Source organism: Pseudomonas sp. VE 267-6A (assembly GCF_024126555.1).
Lineage (GTDB): Bacteria > Pseudomonadota > Gammaproteobacteria > Pseudomonadales > Pseudomonadaceae > Aquipseudomonas > Aquipseudomonas palmensis.
This window is the reverse complement of the sequence record NZ_JAMYBY010000002.1, coordinates 207,916-228,370: the sequence shown is the minus strand read 5'-3', so window position 1 is coordinate 228,370 and position 20,455 is coordinate 207,916. Positions and strand designations below refer to the sequence as shown.

At 64.3% G+C, this 20,455-nt stretch carries 20 protein-coding genes; 14 read left to right on the top strand and 6 right to left on the bottom strand.

What is annotated here, in order from left to right; genetic code table 11:
- Position 1 precedes the first annotated feature (1 nt).
- The 3 genes from NJH59_RS02945 (at position 2) to NJH59_RS02935 (ending at position 1,919) form a co-directional block, all read left to right on the top strand.
- Positions 2–706: a FadR/GntR family transcriptional regulator gene (locus NJH59_RS02945; RefSeq protein WP_043864517.1), complete on the top strand. Its 705-nt coding sequence runs from the start codon at positions 2–4 to the stop codon at positions 704–706.
- A gap of 14 nt (positions 707–720) precedes the next feature.
- Complete coding sequence (locus NJH59_RS02940) at positions 721–1,407, top strand: GntR family transcriptional regulator (protein ID WP_043864518.1); 687 nt, start codon at positions 721–723, stop codon at positions 1,405–1,407.
- Positions 1,408–1,553: 146 nt separating this feature from the next.
- Positions 1,554–1,919: a hypothetical protein gene (locus NJH59_RS02935; protein ID WP_063612014.1), complete on the top strand. Its 366-nt coding sequence runs from the start codon at positions 1,554–1,556 to the stop codon at positions 1,917–1,919.
- Between the two features lie 18 nt (positions 1,920–1,937).
- Here NJH59_RS02935 and NJH59_RS02930 read toward each other — a convergent pair whose 3' ends face one another.
- The 5 genes from NJH59_RS02930 to NJH59_RS02910 all read right to left on the bottom strand — a co-directional run bounded on the left by NJH59_RS02930 (position 1,938) and on the right by NJH59_RS02910 (position 6,496).
- Entirely contained in the window at positions 1,938–4,289 is a 2,352-nt protein-coding gene (locus tag NJH59_RS02930; RefSeq protein ID WP_253086401.1) for a TonB-dependent siderophore receptor, read from the bottom strand.
- A gap of 173 nt (positions 4,290–4,462) precedes the next feature.
- On the bottom strand, positions 4,463–4,759 hold the full coding sequence (locus NJH59_RS02925; RefSeq protein WP_253086365.1) for a hypothetical protein: 297 nt from the start codon (positions 4,757–4,759) through the stop codon (positions 4,463–4,465).
- Entirely contained in the window at positions 4,681–5,436 is a 756-nt protein-coding gene (locus NJH59_RS02920; RefSeq protein WP_253086364.1) for a FecR domain-containing protein, read from the bottom strand. The genes NJH59_RS02925 and NJH59_RS02920 overlap by 79 nt, the downstream gene beginning before the upstream one ends.
- A gap of 4 nt (positions 5,437–5,440) precedes the next feature.
- Positions 5,441–5,971, bottom strand: coding sequence for a sigma-70 family RNA polymerase sigma factor (locus NJH59_RS02915; protein ID WP_043864521.1), 531 nt, complete (start codon positions 5,969–5,971; stop codon positions 5,441–5,443).
- 84 nt (positions 5,972–6,055) lie between these two features.
- Entirely contained in the window at positions 6,056–6,496 is a 441-nt protein-coding gene (locus NJH59_RS02910) for a PACE efflux transporter (RefSeq protein WP_043864659.1), read from the bottom strand.
- A gap of 99 nt (positions 6,497–6,595) precedes the next feature.
- On the opposite strand from NJH59_RS02910, the gene NJH59_RS02905 reads away from it, so the two are divergent.
- The 11 genes from NJH59_RS02905 to NJH59_RS02855 all read left to right on the top strand — a co-directional run bounded on the left by NJH59_RS02905 (position 6,596) and on the right by NJH59_RS02855 (position 18,461).
- Positions 6,596–7,486 (top strand): LysR family transcriptional regulator, encoded by an 891-nt coding sequence (locus tag NJH59_RS02905; protein WP_043864522.1) that lies wholly within the window; start codon positions 6,596–6,598, stop codon positions 7,484–7,486.
- A gap of 144 nt (positions 7,487–7,630) precedes the next feature.
- Positions 7,631–9,511, top strand: a complete 1,881-nt coding sequence (locus NJH59_RS02900; RefSeq protein WP_058541318.1) for a methyl-accepting chemotaxis protein — start codon at positions 7,631–7,633, stop codon at positions 9,509–9,511.
- Between the two features lie 155 nt (positions 9,512–9,666).
- Positions 9,667–10,452 carry a sulfite exporter TauE/SafE family protein gene (locus tag NJH59_RS02895; RefSeq protein ID WP_043864524.1) on the top strand — a complete coding sequence of 262 codons (786 nt, stop codon included), beginning with the start codon at positions 9,667–9,669 and terminating at the stop codon, positions 10,450–10,452.
- 478 nt (positions 10,453–10,930) lie between these two features.
- Positions 10,931–11,257, top strand: a complete 327-nt coding sequence (locus NJH59_RS02890) for a DUF485 domain-containing protein (protein WP_043864525.1) — start codon at positions 10,931–10,933, stop codon at positions 11,255–11,257.
- The gene (locus NJH59_RS02885) at positions 11,254–12,912 is read left to right on the top strand and encodes a cation acetate symporter (protein ID WP_058541320.1); all 1,659 of its coding nucleotides are present in this window, start codon (positions 11,254–11,256) and stop codon (positions 12,910–12,912) included. The genes NJH59_RS02890 and NJH59_RS02885 overlap by 4 nt, the downstream gene beginning before the upstream one ends.
- 84 nt (positions 12,913–12,996) lie before the next feature.
- Positions 12,997–14,265 (top strand): OprD family porin, encoded by a 1,269-nt coding sequence (locus NJH59_RS02880; RefSeq protein WP_253086363.1) that lies wholly within the window; start codon positions 12,997–12,999, stop codon positions 14,263–14,265.
- A gap of 134 nt (positions 14,266–14,399) precedes the next feature.
- On the top strand, positions 14,400–14,702 hold the full coding sequence (locus NJH59_RS02875; RefSeq protein WP_054915303.1) for a type II toxin-antitoxin system HigB family toxin: 303 nt from the start codon (positions 14,400–14,402) through the stop codon (positions 14,700–14,702).
- A 4-nt stretch (positions 14,703–14,706) separates the two neighbouring features.
- Positions 14,707–15,096: a type II toxin-antitoxin system HigA family antitoxin gene (locus NJH59_RS02870; RefSeq protein ID WP_043864529.1), complete on the top strand. Its 390-nt coding sequence runs from the start codon at positions 14,707–14,709 to the stop codon at positions 15,094–15,096.
- 37 nt (positions 15,097–15,133) lie between these two features.
- A complete protein-coding gene (locus NJH59_RS02865) occupies positions 15,134–15,838 on the top strand; it encodes a hypothetical protein (RefSeq protein ID WP_058541322.1) in 705 nt (234 codons plus the stop codon).
- A 38-nt stretch (positions 15,839–15,876) separates the two neighbouring features.
- Positions 15,877–17,754 carry a DUF294 nucleotidyltransferase-like domain-containing protein gene (locus NJH59_RS02860; protein WP_043864531.1) on the top strand — a complete coding sequence of 626 codons (1,878 nt, stop codon included), beginning with the start codon at positions 15,877–15,879 and terminating at the stop codon, positions 17,752–17,754.
- On the top strand, positions 17,751–18,461 hold the full coding sequence (locus tag NJH59_RS02855) for a 3'-5' exonuclease (protein WP_100633171.1): 711 nt from the start codon (positions 17,751–17,753) through the stop codon (positions 18,459–18,461). The genes NJH59_RS02860 and NJH59_RS02855 overlap by 4 nt, the downstream gene beginning before the upstream one ends.
- 139 nt (positions 18,462–18,600) lie before the next feature.
- Here the strand turns inward: NJH59_RS02855 and NJH59_RS02850 are convergent, their stop codons facing one another.
- Entirely contained in the window at positions 18,601–20,271 is a 1,671-nt protein-coding gene (locus NJH59_RS02850) for a BCCT family transporter (RefSeq protein ID WP_054915306.1), read from the bottom strand.
- Positions 20,272–20,455: the final 184 nt, after the last annotated feature.

The following is a 20,455-nucleotide window of genomic DNA, read 5'->3' as shown; positions in this document are numbered from 1 at the left end:
AGTGATTACCTCATCGACGGTAGTGAATGCGGTAGTGGAGAAACTGCGCCAGGCACTGGCCCGTGGCCAGTGGCGCTCGGGCGAGATGCTCCCGGGTCAGCGAGAACTGGCCGAGCAACTGGGCATCAGCCGGCCAAGCCTGCGCGAGGCGGTCACGGTGCTGGAGACCCTCGGCCTGGTGCGTTCCATGCCAGGCAAGGGAGTGCTGGTGCTCGACCCCGGTACCCAGGAGCTGGTACAGGCCCCCGCGGCCGTGGCCGGAGCCAGCCTGGAGGACGTGCTGCAGCTGCGTTACACGCTGGAGCCGTTCATTGTCGGGCTAGTGGCGCAGTCGGTCAGCAGCAAGGAAATCGGCCAGTTGCGCCTGACCCTGATGGACATGCGCGAGGCCCTGGAGGCCTGCGACAGCGAAGCCGGGGTGCGCGCCTACCTGGCATTTCACGAAGAGCTGTTCGCACTGACCGCCAACCCGATTTTCCAGAGTGTGGTGCAGCAGACCAGCAATGCCCTCAAGCAGAGCGCCCAGGTGCTGCACAACTCGCCCGAGCACCTGGCCGCGCGCCTGGAAGAGAACGAGGCGGTGGTGCGCGCCATCCGCAACAAGGACAGCGCCCAGGCCAGTGCGCAGATGCGCCGGCACATTCTGCAGGAAGGCCTGCGCATGGGCATCGAATTGACCATTCCGGATGAACACCCGGGCAACTGACCAGGAGAGCGACCATGAACGCCTGCCCTGCTACCCCGTCCGCGATCGCCCTGCCCGCGCTGCTGGCGGCCGGCGAGCAGCGCCTGAGCGCTGACGAGATCTACCCGCGCCTGTTCGATGCGATCCTCGAACAGCGCCTGGCGCCAGGTACCGCGCTGACCGAGCAGGCGCTGGGCCAGGCCTTCGGCGTGAGCCGCACGGTGATCCGCCGCGTGCTGGGGCGCCTGTCCGACCAGCAGGTGGTGGTCCAACGCCCGGCGCACACCGCCCGGCTGGCCGCACCCGACCCGCAGCAGGCGCGCCAGGTGCTCAGTGCCCGGCGCCTGGCTGAAACCACGCTGATCGGGCTGGCGGCGCGGCGCACCAGTGCCCCACGCATCCGCCAGTTGCGCGAGCTGATTGCCCGCGAGCGCAAGCACCACGAGCAGGGCCATCGGTGCACGGCGATTCGTCTGGGGGGCGAGTTTCACCTGAAGCTGGCGGAGATGGCCGACAATGCCCCGTTGACGCGGTTTCTCAACGGGCTGGTGCCCATGACGTCGCTGATCATTGCCCAGTACGAGACCCAGCCTTGCGAACACTGCGCCTGGCAGGAACATGCAGCCCTGGTGGACGCACTGGAGGACGGCGACAGCGAGGCGGCGCTGCAGTTGATGCACCAGCACCTGGACCGCATCGAGGCCAAGCTGAGCCTGGATTGAGAATGGCGGTGCGCCTTTCGCCGGCAAGGCCGGCTCCTGCAGGAGGTGTTGTGCAGGAGCCGACCTTGCCGGCGAAGGGTCTTGCTGCGCTTGACCTGCCAGCGACAAACCGCGCAGCATCGGGCATTCCCACAAGAGCCCGCCCCGTGACCCCAGAACAACGCCACAACGTCCGCGCCCTGCTCTCCGAGTCGTTCGTCGACAGCTGGGTGGACTACGCCTGGATCGCCCGCGAACTCGAACCCTTCGACCTGGCCGAGCTCAAGCGCATCTTCTACGAGGAAGTCGCGCCGGTCTGCTACTACAACATCGTGGCGCCGGTACCACCGGTATGGACCGGTTTCGAGCCGGTATCGCTCAACGAAGAAATCGAAGAGCTGCTGGAGGCGCGCCGACGCAACCCGTTGCGCCGGCACTGGGACCGCCTGTGGGCCGCCACCTGGATCCGCCTGTGGAGCCAGGAATGCTGGGACGCGATCCACCAGGCCTGCCTCGCCCAACGGCAGGCCTGACACCTCGGCACGCTGGCCTCAGAAGTCCCAGCGCGTGGTCACCATCACGTTGCGCGGGTCGCCATAAGAGGCCGAGTTGTAGAAGCCGATATTGGTGAAGTAGGCCTTGTCGAACACGTTGTTGACGTTCAGCGTGGCCGACAGCTGCTCGCTGATCTGGTAACGCGCCATCAGGTCCACCAGCCAGTAAGGGTCCTGGGCAAACTCTTCGTCGCGCTTCTTGACGTTGTTCGACAACACCTGCCAGCCCTTGCCCTGCCAACGCGCACCACCGCCGATGGTCAAGCGGTCGAGCGCCCCCTTGAGCTTGTAGCTGGTGTAGAAACTGACCTGGTCCTCGGGCTCCCAGGTCGACACCTTCTTGCCCTGGTCATCGCGGATCACCTTGTGGGTGTACCCCCCCTGCAGTTGCCAGCCCTCGGCCAGTTCGCCGGAGATCTCTGCCTCATAACCCTTGGTCTTGGCCTTGATGCCTTCGTAGGCATACTCGACCGCCGGGTTGGTCGGGTTGCCGTTGTAGGCCCGGTCCTCTTCGCCCCGGCTGCTCTGGTGAATCTCGAAATACGCCAGGCTCGCATTCAGGCGCCCGTCCAGGAACTCACCCTTCAGGCCCACCTCGTAGTTCTGCCCTTCATCCGGGTCGAGCAGGCGGTTGTTGCGGTCGCGGTACCAGGCATCCTGCGGCATGAAGATATCGGTGTAGCTGGCGTACAGCGACAGGTAGTCATTGAGGTCGTACACCGCCCCCAGGTAGGGCAGCAGGCGATCGTCCTCGCGACCGTTGGCGGTCACGCCGTTGATGCGGTAGTTGGCCAGGCGTGCACCGAGCAGCAGCGTCAGATCGTCGGTGGGGTGCAGGCGGGTGGTCACGTAGGTGCCGGTCTGGCGCACGCGGTCATCCACGGTCTGGGTCTGCTCCCCCCAGTCCGGTTCGGGGGTGTTGCCGTTCCAGCTGCCGTAGTCGACGGAGTTGCCATTGGGGTACCGGGCGCTCCACCAGCCCTTGCCTTCCCAGTGAGACTGGGCAAACGAGGTACCGATCACCAGTTCGTGCTCACGCCCCAGCAGCTCGAACGGCCCGCTGGCGTAGAGGTCGGCCGAATTGCTCACGGTCTCGCCCGTGTATTTGGCCGAATAGAGGCTGGCGGTGCCGTCGGCGCGCGGGTAGTAACCCTGGATCGAGCCCAGCGGCGCGTCATAGCCGTTGATCTTGTGGTCCAGCTGCGCCTTGGCAACCCAGCCGTTGGCCAGGTGATGCTCCAGGCTGGCAAACACGGTGCGGGTGTACTGGTTCCAGTGGCTCCACTTGGCGCCGTTGTTGAAGTGGCGTGGCAGGTCGTTGCGGTTGCCCTGGGCATCGAACAGCGGAATGCTGCCCGACCAGCTCGAGCCTTCCGGCTTGTTGTCCTGGTAGTCACCGCCCACGGTGAGCAGGGTGTCCGGGCTCAGGTCGAATTCGAGGATGCCGTAGTAGACGTTGGTCTTGCGCTGGTAGTGGTCCATGAACGAGTGCTTGTCCTGGTAGGCCGCAACCGCACGGCCGCGCACGTTGCCGCTGTCGGTCAGCGGGCCGCCCACGTCGAGTTCGCTGCGGTAGTTGTCCCAGCTGCCGGCGCCCAGAGTGAAATGCCCCTTGAAATCGGCAGTCGGCTTCTTGCGCACCAGGTTGATCGTGGCCCCCAGCGACCCCGCGCCGGTGAGCAGGCCGGTAGCGCCCTTGAGCACTTCCACGCGGTCATAGATGGCCATGTCGCTCAAGGTGTTGCCGGCCGAATAGCCGACGTTGCGCGCCGTCGAGGGGATGCCGTCGTACTGGAAGTTGTTGATCGAGAAGCCGCGGGCATAGTAGCTGGTGCGGTCGCTGTCGAAGGCCGACACGGTGATGCCCGGGGTATGGCGCATCACATCGTCGATGTTGTTGAGCCCGAAATCGTCCATGTGCTGACGGGTGACCACGGTGATGGTCTGGGGCGTTTCGCGCGGTGTCAGCACCAGCCGTGTGGCGGTGGCGATGGTGCCTGGCGTGTAGGAGCCGCTGTCTTCGGTGATGGTACCCAACTGGTTGCTGGTGACTTCGGTCACGCCCAGGTTCAGCGCCCCGGCAGTTTGCGGCAGCGGGGCCAGGCTGTAGCGCCCGTCGTCTTCACGCACGGCCATCAGGCCATTGCCCTCGAGCAACGCCTGCAGGCCCTGCTCGACACTGTAACGCCCGTGCAGGCCGGCGCTGGTCTTGCCCGCGGTCAGGCTCGGTGCGAACGACAGCACCACGCCGGCCTGGGCGGCGAAGCGGTTCAGAACCTGACCCAGGTCGCCCTGGTCGAGGTTGTATTCGGTCGGTGTGGTGCTGTCGGCGTGCGCCATGCCCGGCATCGCCAGCGGCCACAGCAGGGTGGAGCACAACAGCGTGGTACGCAGCCTTGCCGCGACCGGTGATCGGGTATTCATCGGTTCTTTTCTCTTCTGGTTGGCAGTCAGGCCATCACGCCTGCATGCCTAGAAGTCGAACGAAGGAGCGAATACCTATCATTTACGAAAAATATTTTTCAGGTGGTGAGGGGTTCGATGCTTACCCAGTATTTTGTGCGCCGCTCGACCCGCACTGGCAGGGTCTTGCCGATGGCGCGCAGAATCTGCTCGGTGTCGTCGAGCTTGAAGGTACCGCTGATACGCAGGCTGGAAACCTCGTTGGCACAGTTGAGCCAACCGGGGCGATAACGCCGCAGCTCGGCGATGAATACCCCCAGCATCTGGTCGTTGGCAATCAGCAGCCCCCTGCGCCAGGCATCGCGGTCGGGCTCCAGTGGCGAGCCAAGCACGAACTTGGGGTGTGAAAACCGCACCTGATCCCCGGCATCGACCACCGCCCCCCCATGCCATCGCGCGGCATCACGCCCACCTGGCCCTGGTACACCGCCAGTTGCGTGCTGCTGGCGTCGCTGTCGCGGCGCACCAGAAAGCGCGTGCCCAGCGCTTCGACGGTGCCGTTGACGGTCTGCACCCGCAACGGGCGCCCGGCCTTGTCGGCGGCGCTGGTGATCATCACCTCGCCCTGGCGCAGTACCAGCAGGCGCTGCTGGTTGTCGTAGCGCACATCCAGGGCAGTGTCGGTGTTGAGTTCGAGCCGGGTGCCATCGGCCAGGGTCAATGCCTGACGCTTGCCGACGCGGGTATGGTAGTCCGCCGTCCACGGCCCGCTGCTCAGCTCTCGGTAGCCGGCCCAGCCCAGGCCGCTGGTGCCGGCCAGCACCAGTATGCCCTTGAGCACGCCGCGCCGCGGGATCGCGGCAGGCTGCCCGGCGATGTCCAGGGTACGCCCGGCCAGCCCGCCAGATAGCTGGCCAAGCCGCTGCTGAACCTGGACGACCTGTTGCCAGGCCCAGCGATGCTGGTCGTGGGCGTCCAGCCAGGTCTGCCACGCTTGCCGGTCGGTATCATCCGCGGCATCAGCATTGAGGCGGGCGCGCCAAAGCGCAGCCTGTTCCAGCGCGGCGCGCTGGAGAGGGTCGAGAGTAGCCATGGGGTCACGAGTCGGCTTGCAGGCTGTACAGCGTACAGTGGTGAAAGGCCTTGGCGATATAGCGGGTGACCGTCACCTCGGAAACCCCCAGCTCCTCGCCGATCAGCCTGTAGGTCATGCCATCGAGCTGCGACAGCAGAAAGGCCCGGCGTATGCGCGGGCCGAGCCCCGCCAGCATGGCATCCAGCTCGCACAGGGTCTGCAGCAGGATCAGCCGCTCCTGCTCGGATATCTCCACCGCTTCGGGCTGCTCGGCCAGTGCCTGCAACCAGGCCCGCTCGAGGCGGGCACGGCGAAAGTAATCGATCATCAAACGCCGCGCGATGGTGGCCAGGTAGCCGCGTGGTTCGCGTACCGCGCCTAGCCGGTCGCTGGCGTCCGGGGCGCTGAGCACCCGCACGAACACGTCCTGCATCAGGTCGGCCGCCAGGTGCCGACAGGCCACCCGCGGACGCAGCCAGCCCTGCAACCAGCGGTGGTGGTCCTGATAGATACGGCTGACCTGTTCGCGCAACGCGGGATCGGGAGTGGACATGGGCGACCGGGGGTACGAATGAGAATTCCTATCATTCTATGCCTAGCCGACGCTCAGAAGCAAAGCATCGCGGGCCTGCACGACCTACACGGCGGGCGATACCTGTGCCGATGCCGAACTCGGCAGCCCGAACACCCGATCGAACAGCCAGTTGTAGAGGAACGTGTAGCACGGGATCAGGATGATGAACGCCAGGTCCACCACGAAGGCCTCCCACAGCGAAATCCCCAGCCACCAGGCAATCAGCGGGATCAGGTACACCACCAGGGTCAGCTGGAACCCGATCGCGTGCGCCACGCGCCGGGCCACGCTGCGCCCCCGTGTGGCCTGGCGGCTCTCCCAGTACTCGAACAGGGTGTTGTAGATGAAATTCCACACCATCGCGATGGTGGTGATCATCACGGCCAGCGGCCCGGTGTTGCTGGGCGCGGTGCCGGACAGCAGCGCCAGCCCGAGTGTCGACAGGCACAGCCCGATACCTTCATAGGCCGTTACATACACCAGCTTGCGTTTCAGACCTTGCACCTTTTCACCCCTCGGCAAATCAAATTCGGCCGGCAGGATGCGTCAATCTTCTTGACAGAAAAAGTCAGCAGCTATCAGATCTACTGAAAGGAGAGGCTGATGAATTTTTCCAGCGACACTATCGAACTGTTTCTTGCGGTGCTCGACCGCGGCTCGTTCTCGGCTGCCGCCCGGGCATTGGGGCGGGTACCCTCGGCAGTCAGCATGGCCATCGCCAACCTGGAGGCGGAGCTAGGCTTTGCCCTGTTCGAGCGTACCCACCGTGAAACCCGCCCCACCCCGCTGGCCCTGGCGCTGGAGCCCCATGCCCGGCTGATCGCCGACCAGCTGACGCAGCTTCAGGTGCACGCCATCGAGCTTTCCCAGGGCCTGGAAAGCACCCTGGCCATCGGCGTGGTGCCCGACATCGATCACCAGCCGCTGCTCCAGGCCATCGGCCAGATCAGCCAGCGCCACCCGCTGCTGCAGGTGGAGGTGCTCAGCGCCCCGCAGGAAGATGCGCTGCACCTGCTGCACGAGGGTCGCGTGCAGCTGTGCCTGGCGTTTGCCGGGCTGACGGTCGACCCGCGCCAGCGCTTCGAACAGGTCGGCATGGAGTCGCTGACCGCCACCCTCTCGCCCCATCACCCCGCGCTGGGCGAGCAGGTGCGCTACCTCGAAGACCTGGTCAACGTGCGCCAGATCGTGGTGGCCAGCCGCGATTTGCCGATGCTCGACCCCCGCGTGCTGATCGGTGCCTCGCACTGGCGCACCGACAGCCTGAGCATGGCCATCGAGATGGTCGAGGCCGGGCTTGGCTGGGGCGACTTCCCGCTGTCGCGCATTGCCCCGCTGCTCAAGGCCGGGCGACTGGTGCAACTGGATTTTCGCAACACCCGCAATGAACTGCGCCTGCCGGTGCATGCCTTCTGGCTCAAGCAACAGCCGCTGCAACGCGCTGCCCAGGAGCTGGTGAGGTTGCTGAGACAGACCGCAGCCCTGGCCGACTGACCCCGCGTCAAAATGGTACGTAAATATTTCGTGGTTTCAGCCGATACCTGAAAGGTCAGTCGCGTGCAATTCACGATGGCGGTGCTCACAAGGCTCCGACCCGTGACGCCGTCACTTCCCCTATCTGGCTAAAGGTCTCGAAACATGAACCTGAAATTTCGCCACAAGATCCTGCTCAGCGCCGGCGCAGTCGTCGTGCTGGCCTTTGCACTGTTCACCCTCTACAACGATTACCTGCAACGCAACACCATCCGCCAGAACATCGAATCGTCGGTCAACCAGGCCGGCGCGCTGACAGCCAGCAGTGTGCAGAACTGGATGAGCGGGCGCATCCTGGTGCTGGAAAACCTGGCCCAGAACATCGCCCACCAGGGCGCCAATGCCGACTTCCCCGGGCTGGTCGACCAGCCCGCCTTCACATCGAACTTCCAGTTCACCTATGTGGGCCAGACCAACGGCGTGTTCACCCAGCGCCCGGACGCGAAAATGCCCGACGGCTACGACCCGCGCCAGCGTCCCTGGTACACCGCTGCTGTCGCCGCCGGCAAACCCATGCTCACCCCACCCTACCTGGCGGCTGTCGGCGGGCTGGTGGTGACCATTGCGATGCCGGTCAAGAGCAACGGTGAACTGGTCGGCGTGGTGGGCGGCGACCTGAGCCTGGCCACCCTGGTGGACATCATCAATGCCGTGGACTTCGGCGGTATCGGCCACGCCTTCCTGGTCGACCGCGACGGGCAGATGATCGTCAGCCCGGACAGCGACCAGGCCATGAAGAACCTCAAGGACATCTACCCCGGCAGCAACCTGCAGGTCGCCGCCGGCCTGCACGACGTGACCCTCAACGGCGAACAGCGGATCATCTCGTTCGCCCCGGTCAGCGGCCTGCCGTCGGCCGACTGGTACATCGGCCTGTCCATCGACAAGGCAAAGGCCTACGCCCCGCTGAGCCAGTTCCGCACCTCGGCCATCATCGCCATGCTGATCGCCGTGGCCGCCATCGCCGGCCTGCTGAGCCTGCTGATTCCGGTGCTGATGCGCCCCCTCACCACCATGGGCCGCGCCATGCAGGACATCGCCCAGGGCGAAGGCGACCTGACCCGGCGCCTGACCGTGGAAAACAAGGATGAATTCGGCGAACTGGCCGGTGCCTTCAACCAGTTCGTGGAGCGCATCCATGCATCCATTTCCGAAGTGGCCTCGGCCACCCGCCAGGTGCACGACCTGTCGGAACGCGTGATGAGCGCCTCCAACGCCTCGATCATCGGCTCCGAGGAACAGAGCCTGCGCACCAACAGCGTGGCCGCTGCAATCAACGAACTGGGCGCCGCCACCCAGGAGATCGCGCGCAACGCCGCCGATGCCTCGCAACATGCCAGCGGTGCCAGCGACCAGGCCAACGATGGTCGCCAGGTGATGCAGGAGACCATCAGCGCGATGACGGCGCTGTCGCAGAAGATCAGCGAGTCGTGCGAGCAGATCGAAACCCTCAACGCCAGCACCGATGACATCGGCCAGATCCTCGACGTGATCAAGGGCATCTCGCAGCAGACCAACCTGCTGGCACTCAACGCCGCCATCGAGGCAGCACGGGCCGGTGAAGCCGGTCGCGGCTTTGCCGTGGTGGCCGACGAAGTGCGCAACCTGGCGCACCGTACCCAGGAATCGGCCGAAGAGATCCACAAGATGATCACCACCCTGCAGGTGGGGTCGCGCGAGGCAGTGCACAACATGAACGCCAGCCAGGTGTCCAGCGAGCAGAGCGTGCAGGTCGCCAACCAGGCCGGCGAACGCCTGACCAGCGTGACCCTGCGCATTGGCGAGATCGACGGCATGAACCAGTCGGTAGCAGCCGCCACCGAGGAACAGACCGCCGTGGTCGAGAGCCTGAACCTGGACATCACCCAGATCAACGTGCTCAACCAGCAGGGTGTGGCCAACCTCAACGACACCCTCAAGCACTGCGATGACCTGGCGCGTCAGGCCGGGCGCCTCAAGCAACTGGTAGACAGCTTCAAGATCTGACCCCCGCCCTCGCCCATCGGCCGCCCAGGCGGTCGATGGCACCCTCGCCTGCTGCGTTACGGTTATAAACTAATAACGAACAAGTCTATTTGGCTATAAAAAAACCTTTATGCTGGCGCCATCCGATCACGGGCTCGCTGGGTGTTTAGGTATTTATGGATGTAGGTTCTTTTGGTTTCACCATCGCAGGCCTGGTTGTTGGGTTCATTGTCGGCATGACCGGCGTTGGCGGTGGTTCGTTGATGACCCCGATCCTGCTCTGGTTCGGCATCAACCCGGCCACTGCAGTGGGCACCGACCTGTTGTATGCGGCCATCACCAAGGCCAGTGGCGTCTGGGTGCACAGCAAGCAAAAGAACATCGACTGGAAGATCACCGGGCTGCTGGCCATGGGCAGCGTGCCAGCGGCGGCCTTGACCCTGTGGTTTCTGAGCACCCTGCATACCGACACCCAGACGCTCAACGGCGTGATCAAGCAGGGCCTGGCGGTGGTGCTGATCCTCACGGCGCTGGCCATCCTGTTCAAGTCGCGGTTGCAGGCGTTTGCCAGCAAGCACGCCGGTGACCGCTACCACCTCAGCGAACGCAGCCTGAACGCCCTGACCGTGGTCACTGGCGTGGTGCTGGGCGTGATGGTGTCACTGACCTCGATTGGCGCGGGCGCCCTGGGCACTGTCGCGCTGTTTCTGCTGTACCCGTACCTGGTCACCCGGCGCCTGGTGGGCACCGAGATCGCCCACGCCGTACCTCTGACCCTGGTCGCCGGCCTGGGCCATGCGAGCATGGGCAACATGGACTGGTCGTTGCTGGGCTACCTGCTGCTGGGCTCGTTGCCGGGGATCTACCTGGGCAGCCACCTGACCGGGCGCATTTCCGACAACGTACTGCGCCCTTGCCTGGCGGGGATGCTGTTGCTGATCGGGTACAAGCTCGCGTTCTGAGCGCATCTTTCCGACAGCGCGTCGACGCCATTCGCCGGCAAGGCCGGCTCCTACCGTGATCATGTAGGAGCCGGCCTTGCCGGCGAAGCTTTTTGCGGAACCACATATAGTATTTATACTATACATCACAGGTAGTACTTCCATAACAACCCGACATTGTTATATAAGATGCCCGGAGCCATCTGCGCTGCCGCCACCGACAAGGGGGCAGCTGACATCAAGAGCTAACAATCAGCCAACGGGTGCCACACATGTCGAATTCTCACCAGGGCCTCGCCCCTGCCTGTACGAGCCTGCTCAACCTCGGCTCACCCCCGCGCACGTTACCCCGCCCCGCGACCTGATCGCGGCGCGCCGGCGCCTGCCCCACCGCATTTACCGTCTGGCTGCGAGCCCTGCCCGCCGCCCTGACGCCCCACACCCGCAACAAAGTCGATGGCCCGCCCCAGGCAATAAAAACAACAAAGGAGCCCCACCCATGACGCACGCCCCAACCGATCACGCGCAGAGTTGCGACCGCATCCGCGCCAACCCCAAATTCCAGCAACTGGTGCGCACCCGATCGCGCCTGGCCTGGTCGCTCAGCGCCGCAGTGCTGGGTGCCTACTACCTGTTCATGCTGGTGGTAGCGTTCTACCCGCAGGTGCTGCACACACCGCTGGGGGACGGTCGCCAACTGACCCTCGGCATTCCCGTGGCCTCGGCACTGATCGTGCTGTCGTGGCTGCTGACCGGCTGGTACGTGCGCAGCGCCAATACCCGCTTCGACAGCCTCAGCGCACAGGTACTGGAGGAGTCGAAATGAACCGCACCGCACTGCTAGTGCTGAGCAGCCTGCTGCTGACCCCGGCGGCTTTCGCGGCGCCGCTGGTGGCCGACAAACAACCGGTCAACCTGCACGCCATCGCGATGTTCTTCGTGTTCGTGCTGGGCACCCTGGCGATCACCTGGTGGGCCGCGCGCCAGACCCGCTCCACCTCCGACTTCTACACCGCCGGCGGCGGCATCAGCGGTTTCCAGAACGGCCTGGCGATTGCCGGCGACTACATGTCGGCGGCCACCCTGCTGGGCCTGTCGAGCCTGGTGTTCGCCAAGGGCTACGACGGCTTCATCTACACCGTGGCGTTCTTCGTCGGCTGGCCGATCATCACCTTCCTGATGGCCGAGCGCCTGCGCAACCTGGGGCGCTACACCTTTGCCGACATCGTGTCGTACCGCCTGGACCAGACCCGCATCCGCACCTTCGCCGCCTTCGGCTCGCTGACCGTGGTGTGCTGCTACCTGGTGGTGCAGATGGTGGGTGCCGGGCAACTGATCAAGCTGCTGTTCGGCCTGGACTACAGCACAGCAGTGATGGTGGTGGGCGCCCTGATGCTGGTGTACGTGATCTTCGGCGGCATGATCGCCACCACCTGGGTGCAGATCATCAAGGCCGTGCTGTTGCTGGCCGGTGGCACCACCCTGGCGCTGCTGGCCATGGCCGAGTTCGGCTTCAGCCTGGAAACCCTGGCCAGCCGCGCAGTGAACGTGCACAGCACAGGCTGGAGCATCATGGGCCCCGGCTCGATGCTGGCCGACCCGATCAACGCCGCGTCGCTGTCGCTGGGGCTGGTGTTCGGCATCGCCGGGCTGCCGCATATCCTGATGCGCTTTTTCACCGTGCCCAACGCCAAGGAAGCACGCAAGTCGGTGTTCTACGCCACCGGCTTCATCGGTTTCTTCTTTCTGGTGGTGATGGTGCTGGGCTACGCGGCCATCGTCATCGTCGGCACCGACCCGCAGTTCTACGTGGACGGCGACCTCAAGGGCGCGCTGATCGGTGGCGGCAACATGGTCGCCATGCACCTTGCAAAGGCGGTGGGCGGCAACCTGTTCCTGGGCTTCCTGTCGGCGGTGGCCTTCGCCACCATTCTCGCGGTGGTGTCGGGCCTGGCACTGGCCGGTGCGTCGGCCATCTCCCATGACCTCTACGCCACCGTGTGGAAAAAGGGCACCGCCAGCGAAAAGGACGAGATGCGCGTGACCCGTATCGCCACCGTCGGCCTGGGCATCATCGCGATTCTGCTGGGCATCCTGTTCGAGAAGCAGAACGTGGCCTTCCTGGTGGGCCTGACCTTCGGTATCGCCGCCTCCACCAACTTCCCGGTGCTGATCATGGCCATGTACTGGAAAGGCCTGACCACCCGCGGCGCGCTGGCCGGCGGCTTTGCCGGGCTGATCACCGCGCTGGGGCTGGTGATCCTGTCGCCGGCGGTGTGGGTGTCGGTGCTGGGCAACGCCCAGGCGATCTACCCCTATGACCATCCGGCACTGTTTTCCATGCCGCTGGCGTTCCTGGTCACGGTGATTGTGTCCAGGCTCGACCGCAGCGCCCGCGCAGCCCGCGAACGTGCCGCCTTCGACGACCAGTTCGTGCGCGCACAGACTGGCCTGGGCGCCGCCACCGCCGTCAGCCACTGAACCACTGCAACCCCTGTCACGGGCCGCTACGGCGGCTCGTGCGGGCATCGCTGCACCTCATAAAAACAAAAAAGAGGATTTACCATGCACCGCACTTTCCCAGCGTTCAGCCTTGGCCTGCTGGCCACGGCAACACTCGCCGGCGTTTGCAGCACGGCCAACGCGGCCTTTGTCGATGACAGCAAGGCCAGCGTGGAACTGCGCAACTTCTACTTCAACCGCGACTTTCGCCAGCACGAGGCCCCGCAGTCCAAGGCCGAGGAATGGGCCCAGGGCTTTGTGCTGCGCTACGAGTCCGGCTTTACCGAGGGCACCCTGGGCGTTGGGGTGGACGCCATCGGCCTGCTCGGGCTCAAGCTCGATTCCAGCCCCGAACGCAGTGGTAGCGGCCTGCTGCAGCGTGACCGCGAGGCACCGCGCCGTGCCCAGGGCGAGTACAGCGAGCTGGGCCTGACCGCCAAGGTGCGCGCCAGTCACAGCGTGTTGAAGGTCGGCACCCTGATACCCAGGCTGCCGGTGCTGATGCCCAACGACTCGCGCCTGTTGCCGCAGACCTTTTCCGGCGGGCAGTTGAACGTGCAGGAGCTGGAGAACCTGAACCTCGACATCGGCCGGCTGCGCCAGGTCAACCAGCGCGACTCCACCGACTACGAGGACATGGGCGTGACCACGGGCGCGGCAAAAAACATCGTGGCCCGGCGCAGCGACAGCGATCGCTTCGACTTCGCCAGCCTTAGCTACAAGTGGACCGACAGCCTGACTACCAGCTACAGCTACGGTGCGCTCGACAACCTCTACCGCCAGCACTTCGTGGGCCTGAACCACACCTGGGCGCTGGGCGAGGGGCAGTCGCTCAAAAGCGATATCCGGTTCGCCCGCTCCAGCGACGACGGCGCCAGCAACGTCGACAACAAGGCGCTGGGGGCGATGTTCACCTATGGCATACAGGGCCACGCCTTCGGTGTGGGCTACCAGCGCATGCGCGGCGACACCGGCTTTGCCTACCTCAACGGTGCCGATGCCTACCTGGTGAACTTCGTGCAGATCGGCGACTTCGCCAACAAGGACGAAACCTCGTGGCAGGCCCGCTACGACTTCAACTTCGCCAGCGTGGGCCTGCCGGGGCTGACCTTCATGACCCGATACCTGCGCGGCGACGGCATCGACCTGGGTGCGGGGCGGCCCGATGGCAAGGAGTGGGAGCGCGACACCGATATCGGCTACGTGGTGCAAAGCGGCCCGCTGAAAAACGTCGGCGTGAAGTGGCGCAACGCCACGGTACGCTCCACGCATTTCGGCAACGACCTGGACGAGAACCGGCTGATCCTGTCGTACACCGTTGCACTCTGGTAATTGAACATTGGCCATTCGCCGATAAGACTCAGGCGTTGCTCGTGGTCCAGAGGGCAACGTCTGACGTCATCAAGCGACGAACAACTGGAAGTCGCGCTTGAAAAAGTCCCACCTTGGGACCAGAATGGGGCCTTATGAGAATCATTGCCATCAGTCACCTGAAAGCATTTTCCGAGAAGCATCCTGCATCCAAGCAACCCTTGCTCTCATGGATTGACGAAGCCAGGCAGGCAAGATGGTCCACGCCTGCGGATATCAAGGCGCAGTTCGGCAATGCCAGCATCCTCAAAAGTCGCAGAGTGGTGTTCAATATCAAAGGCAATGACTATCGGATCGTGGCTGCCGTGGCCTATCGCTTCGAAGCCATCTACATCAAGTTTGTCGGTACTCACGAACAATACGATGGCATTGACGCCGACACCGTTGAGATGGAGTGATCCTGTGAACATTCACCCAATTCATACCGAGCAGGACTACAAGGCCGCGTTGAACGCAGTGTCCGAGCTGTTCGACAACGAGCCGGAACCCGGCACGCCCGAAGGTGATTACTTCGATGTCATGGTCACGCTGATAGAGGCGTATGAGACCAAGCAGTTTCCGCTCGACCTGCCCGACCCCATCGAGGCTATTCGCTTCAGAATGGAGCAGTCCGGCCTGAGCGCCGCCGACCTGGTACCGGCAATCGGCCGGAAGAACCGGGTCTACGAAGTACTCAATGGAACGAGAGCGCTGACACTGCCGATGATATGGCGGTTGCACGAAATGTTCGGAATTCCGGCGCAAAGCCTGATAAAACCTCGACAAGTACAGGGCGTCGACACTACACGTTGACTGCTTGCGCAGCGCTATCGAGCCAGGGAGGCCCGGCATGTTGCACGTTCTGTTCCACCGTTTTCCACTTGCCCTGGCCCTGAGCGCCCTGCTCGTCGCCTGCGTGCCCTACCCGCGAGAGCGCCCGGCCTATGCCGACCTGTGCGAGTCGCGCCAGGTGTTCGAGGTGCCGACCGCGCACGGGGTCAAGACCTTCTACCTGTACACCTACCTCTACGACCATGCGCTGATGTGGAGAGATCGACCCTACACGCAGGGTTACTTCAGCGTGCCCCATGGCTCGCCACAGCGCGAGTTCTACGTGCAGGTGATCGGCTTCAACAAGAATCGCCAGCAGCCTCTCAAGGCAGGGTCGGGCGAAGCGCCCATCCCCATGCTGTACGACAGCCGCAAGGCCTACCTGACCTTCGAGAATGGCCAGCGCCTGGCGGCCCGCCCGGACCTTTACCTGGGCGCGTTGAACAACGACTTCCCGCTTTCGGGCAAGGACTACGTGCGCCCCTCACCGTTCGACATCAACAGTGACGAGGTGCACCGGCGCATTCCCAAGCTCACCAACAACAGCCGCTATGGCTCGGTCTACGTCGCGTTCAACACCCCGGACTTCAACGCCGACGCCAAGTGGACGATCAACCTGGGCACGTTGGAAATCGACGGGCAGTCGGTTACTGTGGCCCCACTGCAACTGTGCCACCACCCGAAAAAATCCTGGATCGGCGTCGAGCCGTTGATGCGGCCCTGAGCCCCGGTCCACTTCACGCCCACATTCAGCGAGGTTGCATGCAGATCGAGCTTCTGGAGGTTCGCGATCACCTCCACCGTTTCGCCCCTTTCGACGCCCTGCCCGAAGAAACCCTCAACGGCATTGCGCCACGTATCCAGGTGAGCTATTTCAAGGCCGGCAGCACCATCCTGGAAGCAGGCGCCAGCATCCAGGACCTGCACTACGTGCGCAGCGGTGCGGTGGAGATCTACCGGCGCAACGGCGAGCTCTACAACCGCCTGGGCGAAGGCGACATCTTCGGCCAGGCCGGGCTGCTGCGCAGCAACAAGGTGCGCTTTCCGGCCAAGGCGCTGGAAGACAGCCTGATCTACTTCATTCCGGCAGACCTGTTTGCCGAACTGTGCGAGCAGCACGACAGCTTTGCCGAGTTCGTCGAGGCCGAAGGACATTCGCGCCTCAAGTCCGCTGTCGAAGGCCAGGGCCGCGCCAGCGAGCTGATCCAGCTCAAGGCACGCACCCTGCTCTCGCGCAGCCTGGTGTGGGTGAGCCAGGACACTTCGATTCTGGACGCGGCGCGCCTGATGGCCGCCGAAAGCGTGTCGTGCGTGGCAGTGGTCGAACCGGTACCGGATGCCCCCGACAAACTGCTGGGGCTGGTCACCGACCGGGATCTGCGCACCCGCGTGCTGGCCGCCGACCTCAGCAGCAGCCTGCCCATCAGCACGGTGATGTCGAGCGATCCGGTGGTGATCCAGGCCAACGACTCGGTGTTCGAAGCCATGCTGTGCATGCTGCGGCGCAACATCCACCACCTGCCGGTGGTGCACAAGGGCCGCACGCTGGGGCTGATCAACCTGTCGGACATCATCCGCCACGAGTCCCAGAGCAGCCTGCACCTGGTCAACAGCATCTCCAACCAGAACAGCGTGGCCGGCCTGCGCTCGCTGCTGCGCGACCTGCGCGGCACCTATGTGCGCATGGTGCGCGATGGCGCCACCGCGCACATGATCGGCAGCGCGATTTCCGGCATCGGTCGCGCCTTCACCCAGCGCCTGCTTGAGCTGGCCGAACGCGACCTGGGCCCGCCGCCGGTGCCGTACTGCTTCATGGCGCTGGGCTCGATGGCGCGGGACGAACAGTTGCTGGTCACCGACCAGGACAACGCCCTGGTGCTGGACGACAGCTTCGACCCGGTGCAGCACGACGCCTACTTCCTCAAACTCGCCACCTTCGTCAGCGACGGCCTGGCCGCGTGCGGCTACAGCTACTGCAAGGGCGGGATCATGGCCACCAACGACCAGTGGCGCCAGCCGCTGCGGGTATGGAAGGGCTACTTCACCCAGTGGATCGACAAACCCAACGCGGCCACCCTGCTCAACAGCAGCATCTTCTTCGACCTCGACGGGGTGTATGGCCAGCTGGAACTGGTGGAAACCCTCAAGACCCTTTGCGCGCAGAAGTCCAGCGCCAGCCCCGCCTTTCTTACCGCCATGGCGCGCAATGCACTGAACCGTACGCCGCCGCTGGGGTTCTTCCGCACCTTCGTGATGGAAACCGACGGCCGCCAGAAACAGATCATCAACCTCAAGGGCCGCGGCACCGCACCGCTCACCGACCTGATTCGCGTACATGCCCTGGCCTGCGCCAGTACCGCGCAGAACTCGGTCGAGCGCCTGGAAGCCATCAGCGCCACCAAGCTGATGCAGCCGGCGGCCATCGAGCACCTGCGCTATGCGCTGGAGTTCCTGTCGATGGTGCGCATTCGGCACCAGGTGGACGCCCTCGAAAACGGCCAGCAGCCGGACAACTACATCGAGCCCGAGCGCTTCTCCAGCAGCGAGCGACACAACCTCAAGGAAGCGTTCCAGGTGCTGAGCCATGCGCAGAAGTTCCTGCGCTTTCGCTACCCTGGCATCGTGCGGCACTCGCGATGAAGCCGCGTGGTATCGACCGTATCGACTGGGCAACGCGCTTTCAGGCATTGGCAGCCCAGGCGCGCAACCCGCTGCTGAAGGACTTCTATGCCGCCGGCGTGGTGCCGGCTGGCACTCCCCTGGAGCAGGTGCCGTTGCTGGCGCTGGATGTGGAAACCACCGGGCTGGATGCGCAGAAGGACGCCATTGTCAGCATTGGCCTGATGCCCTTCACCCTGCAGCGCATCCGCTGCGCCGAGGCGCGCTACTGGGTGGTGAAACCGCGCACCGAACTGAGCGACGAGTCGGTGACCTTCCACCACATCACCCACAGCGACATCCGCCATGCGCCCACCCTGCCCCATGTGCTCAACGCGTTGCTGGGGGCCATGGCCGGGCATGTGATGGTGGTGCATTACCGCAACCTGGAGCGCGGGTTTCTCGACAATGCGGTGCGACGGCACCTGGGTGAGGGGCTGGAGTTTCCGGTGATCGACACCATGCAGCTGGAAGCGCTGCTGCACCGTGGCAAACGCAGTTGGCGGGACCGCCTGCTGCGCCGGCCGCCAGCCTCGATACGCCTGGCCGACAGCCGCGCGCGCTATCACCTGCCGCCCTATCACGCGCACCATGCCCTGACCGATGCGTTGGCCACGGCCGAGCTGTTGCAGGCCCAGGTGGCACATCGGTTCGAAGCGGGAATGGAAATCGGGCGGCTGTGGGATTGAACGCCAGCAAACTGGCTTTGTGCAGGAGCCAGCCTTGCTGGCGATGCCCGGCTACGCCGGGCCAGGGGCGCCATGCACGCCATCGCCGGCAAGGCCGGCTGCTACGCCCCCACAATAAAGTTGCTGCGCCGGGCGGGCTTTAACCGCGCGGCTCCGACATCAGTCCCTTGACCAGCGACACACAGCCGAGCAGCAACACGATGGCGAACGGCAGGCCGGTCGACACCGCCATCGCCTGCAGCGCAATCAAGCCGCCACCGAGCAACAGCGCAATCGCGATCACGCCCTGCATCACCGCCCAGAACACCCGCTGCGGCACCGGTGCATCCACCTTGCCACCAGCGGTGATGGTATCGATCACCAGCGAGCCGGAGTCGGACGAGGTGATGAAGAACACCGCCACCAGCACGATGCCGATGAACGAGGTGATCTCCTTGAGCGGCAGGCCGCTGAGCATCGCGAACAGCTTGAGCTCCAGCACGGCATCGGTCACGCCGGCAAAGTGCTGGTTCACGGTCTGATCGATGGCGGTGCCGCCGAAAGTGGTCATCCACAGTACCGATACCAGCGAGGGCACCAGCAACACGGCGATGAGAAACTCGCGCACCGTGCGGCCACGGCTGACACGGGCGATGAACATGCCCACGAACGGCGACCAGCTGATCCACCAGGCCCAGTAGAAGGCAGTCCAGCCCTGGGTGAACTCGGCATCCTCGCGCCCCACCGGGTTGGACAACGCCGGCAGGTACTCGATGTACGCCGTAAGGTTTCTGAAGAAGCCGGTGAAGATCGCCAGGGTCGGCCCGACCACGATGATGAACACCAGCAGCAGCAACGCCAGGCCCATGTTCACCTGGGACAGCATCTTCACGCCCTTGTCCATACCGGCCAGCACCGAGCCCAGGGCGATGATGCTGATGCCGATGATCAGCAGCACCTTGCTGACATTGGTCGAGGGGATCGCGAACAGGTATTCGAGCCCGGCTGCCGCCTGCTCGGCACCGATCCCGAGGGAAGTGGCCAGGCCGAAAAGCGTGGCGAACACCGCCAGGATATCGATCACATGCCCCGGCCAGCCCCACACGCGCTCACCCAGCAACGGGTAGAACACCGAGCGGATCGACAGCGGCAAGCCCTTGTTGTAGGTGAACAGCGCCAGCGACAACGCAACGATCGCGTAGATCGCCCACGGGTGCAGGCCCCAGTGATAGATGGTGGCCGCCATCGCCATGTCGGCCGCCACCTTGGCATCACCGCCTGCACCGCCCAGCGGCGCCCAGTCGGTACGCACGCCGTTGGCGTCGAGGGTGACCCCGCCCATGGCGGCCGAGAAATGCGACATCGGTTCGGCCACGCCATAGAACATCAGGCCGATACCCATGCCGGCGGCGAACAGCATCGAGAACCAGCCCACATAGGAATGGTCCGGCACCGCTTCGCGCCCGCCAAGGCGCACCTTGCCCAACGGCGAGACGATCAGGCCCAGGCACAGCAGTACGAAGATGTTCGCGGTGCTCATGAAGAACCACGCCAGGTTGGCGGTCAACCAGCTGCGCATGGCGCTGAACACCGGCTCGACTTCGTTCTGCAAGGCCAGGGTGAGGATGACGAACAGGAAGATGGTGGCGGCGGAGATGAGGAACACCTTGCCGTGGATATCCAGCGAGAAGGAAAACTCGCCCTTGAAATTGTCCTGGCCGACGACGTAGTCGGTATCGATCAGGTTTACTTCACCGCTGGGAGCTGGAATGCCGTCGACGGTCGGCGGCTGAGAATGCCCGGGTGTGTCGTTGGAGGGGGTTCTTCCCACGAAATAGCTCCTTGAATTGCTGGCACGCTTCGACGTGCAGTGATCTGATAGCCCCGCTGTTCCTATGGCAAAACGAGAAATGTGAAGGCCACAGGGTAGCAGGCCTGAGGTCGGACCGCCGCACCCGTCATCGGTTCAAGGCTTTTTGCCATTATTTGCATTCACCTTGCCGGCCCTTTATTGC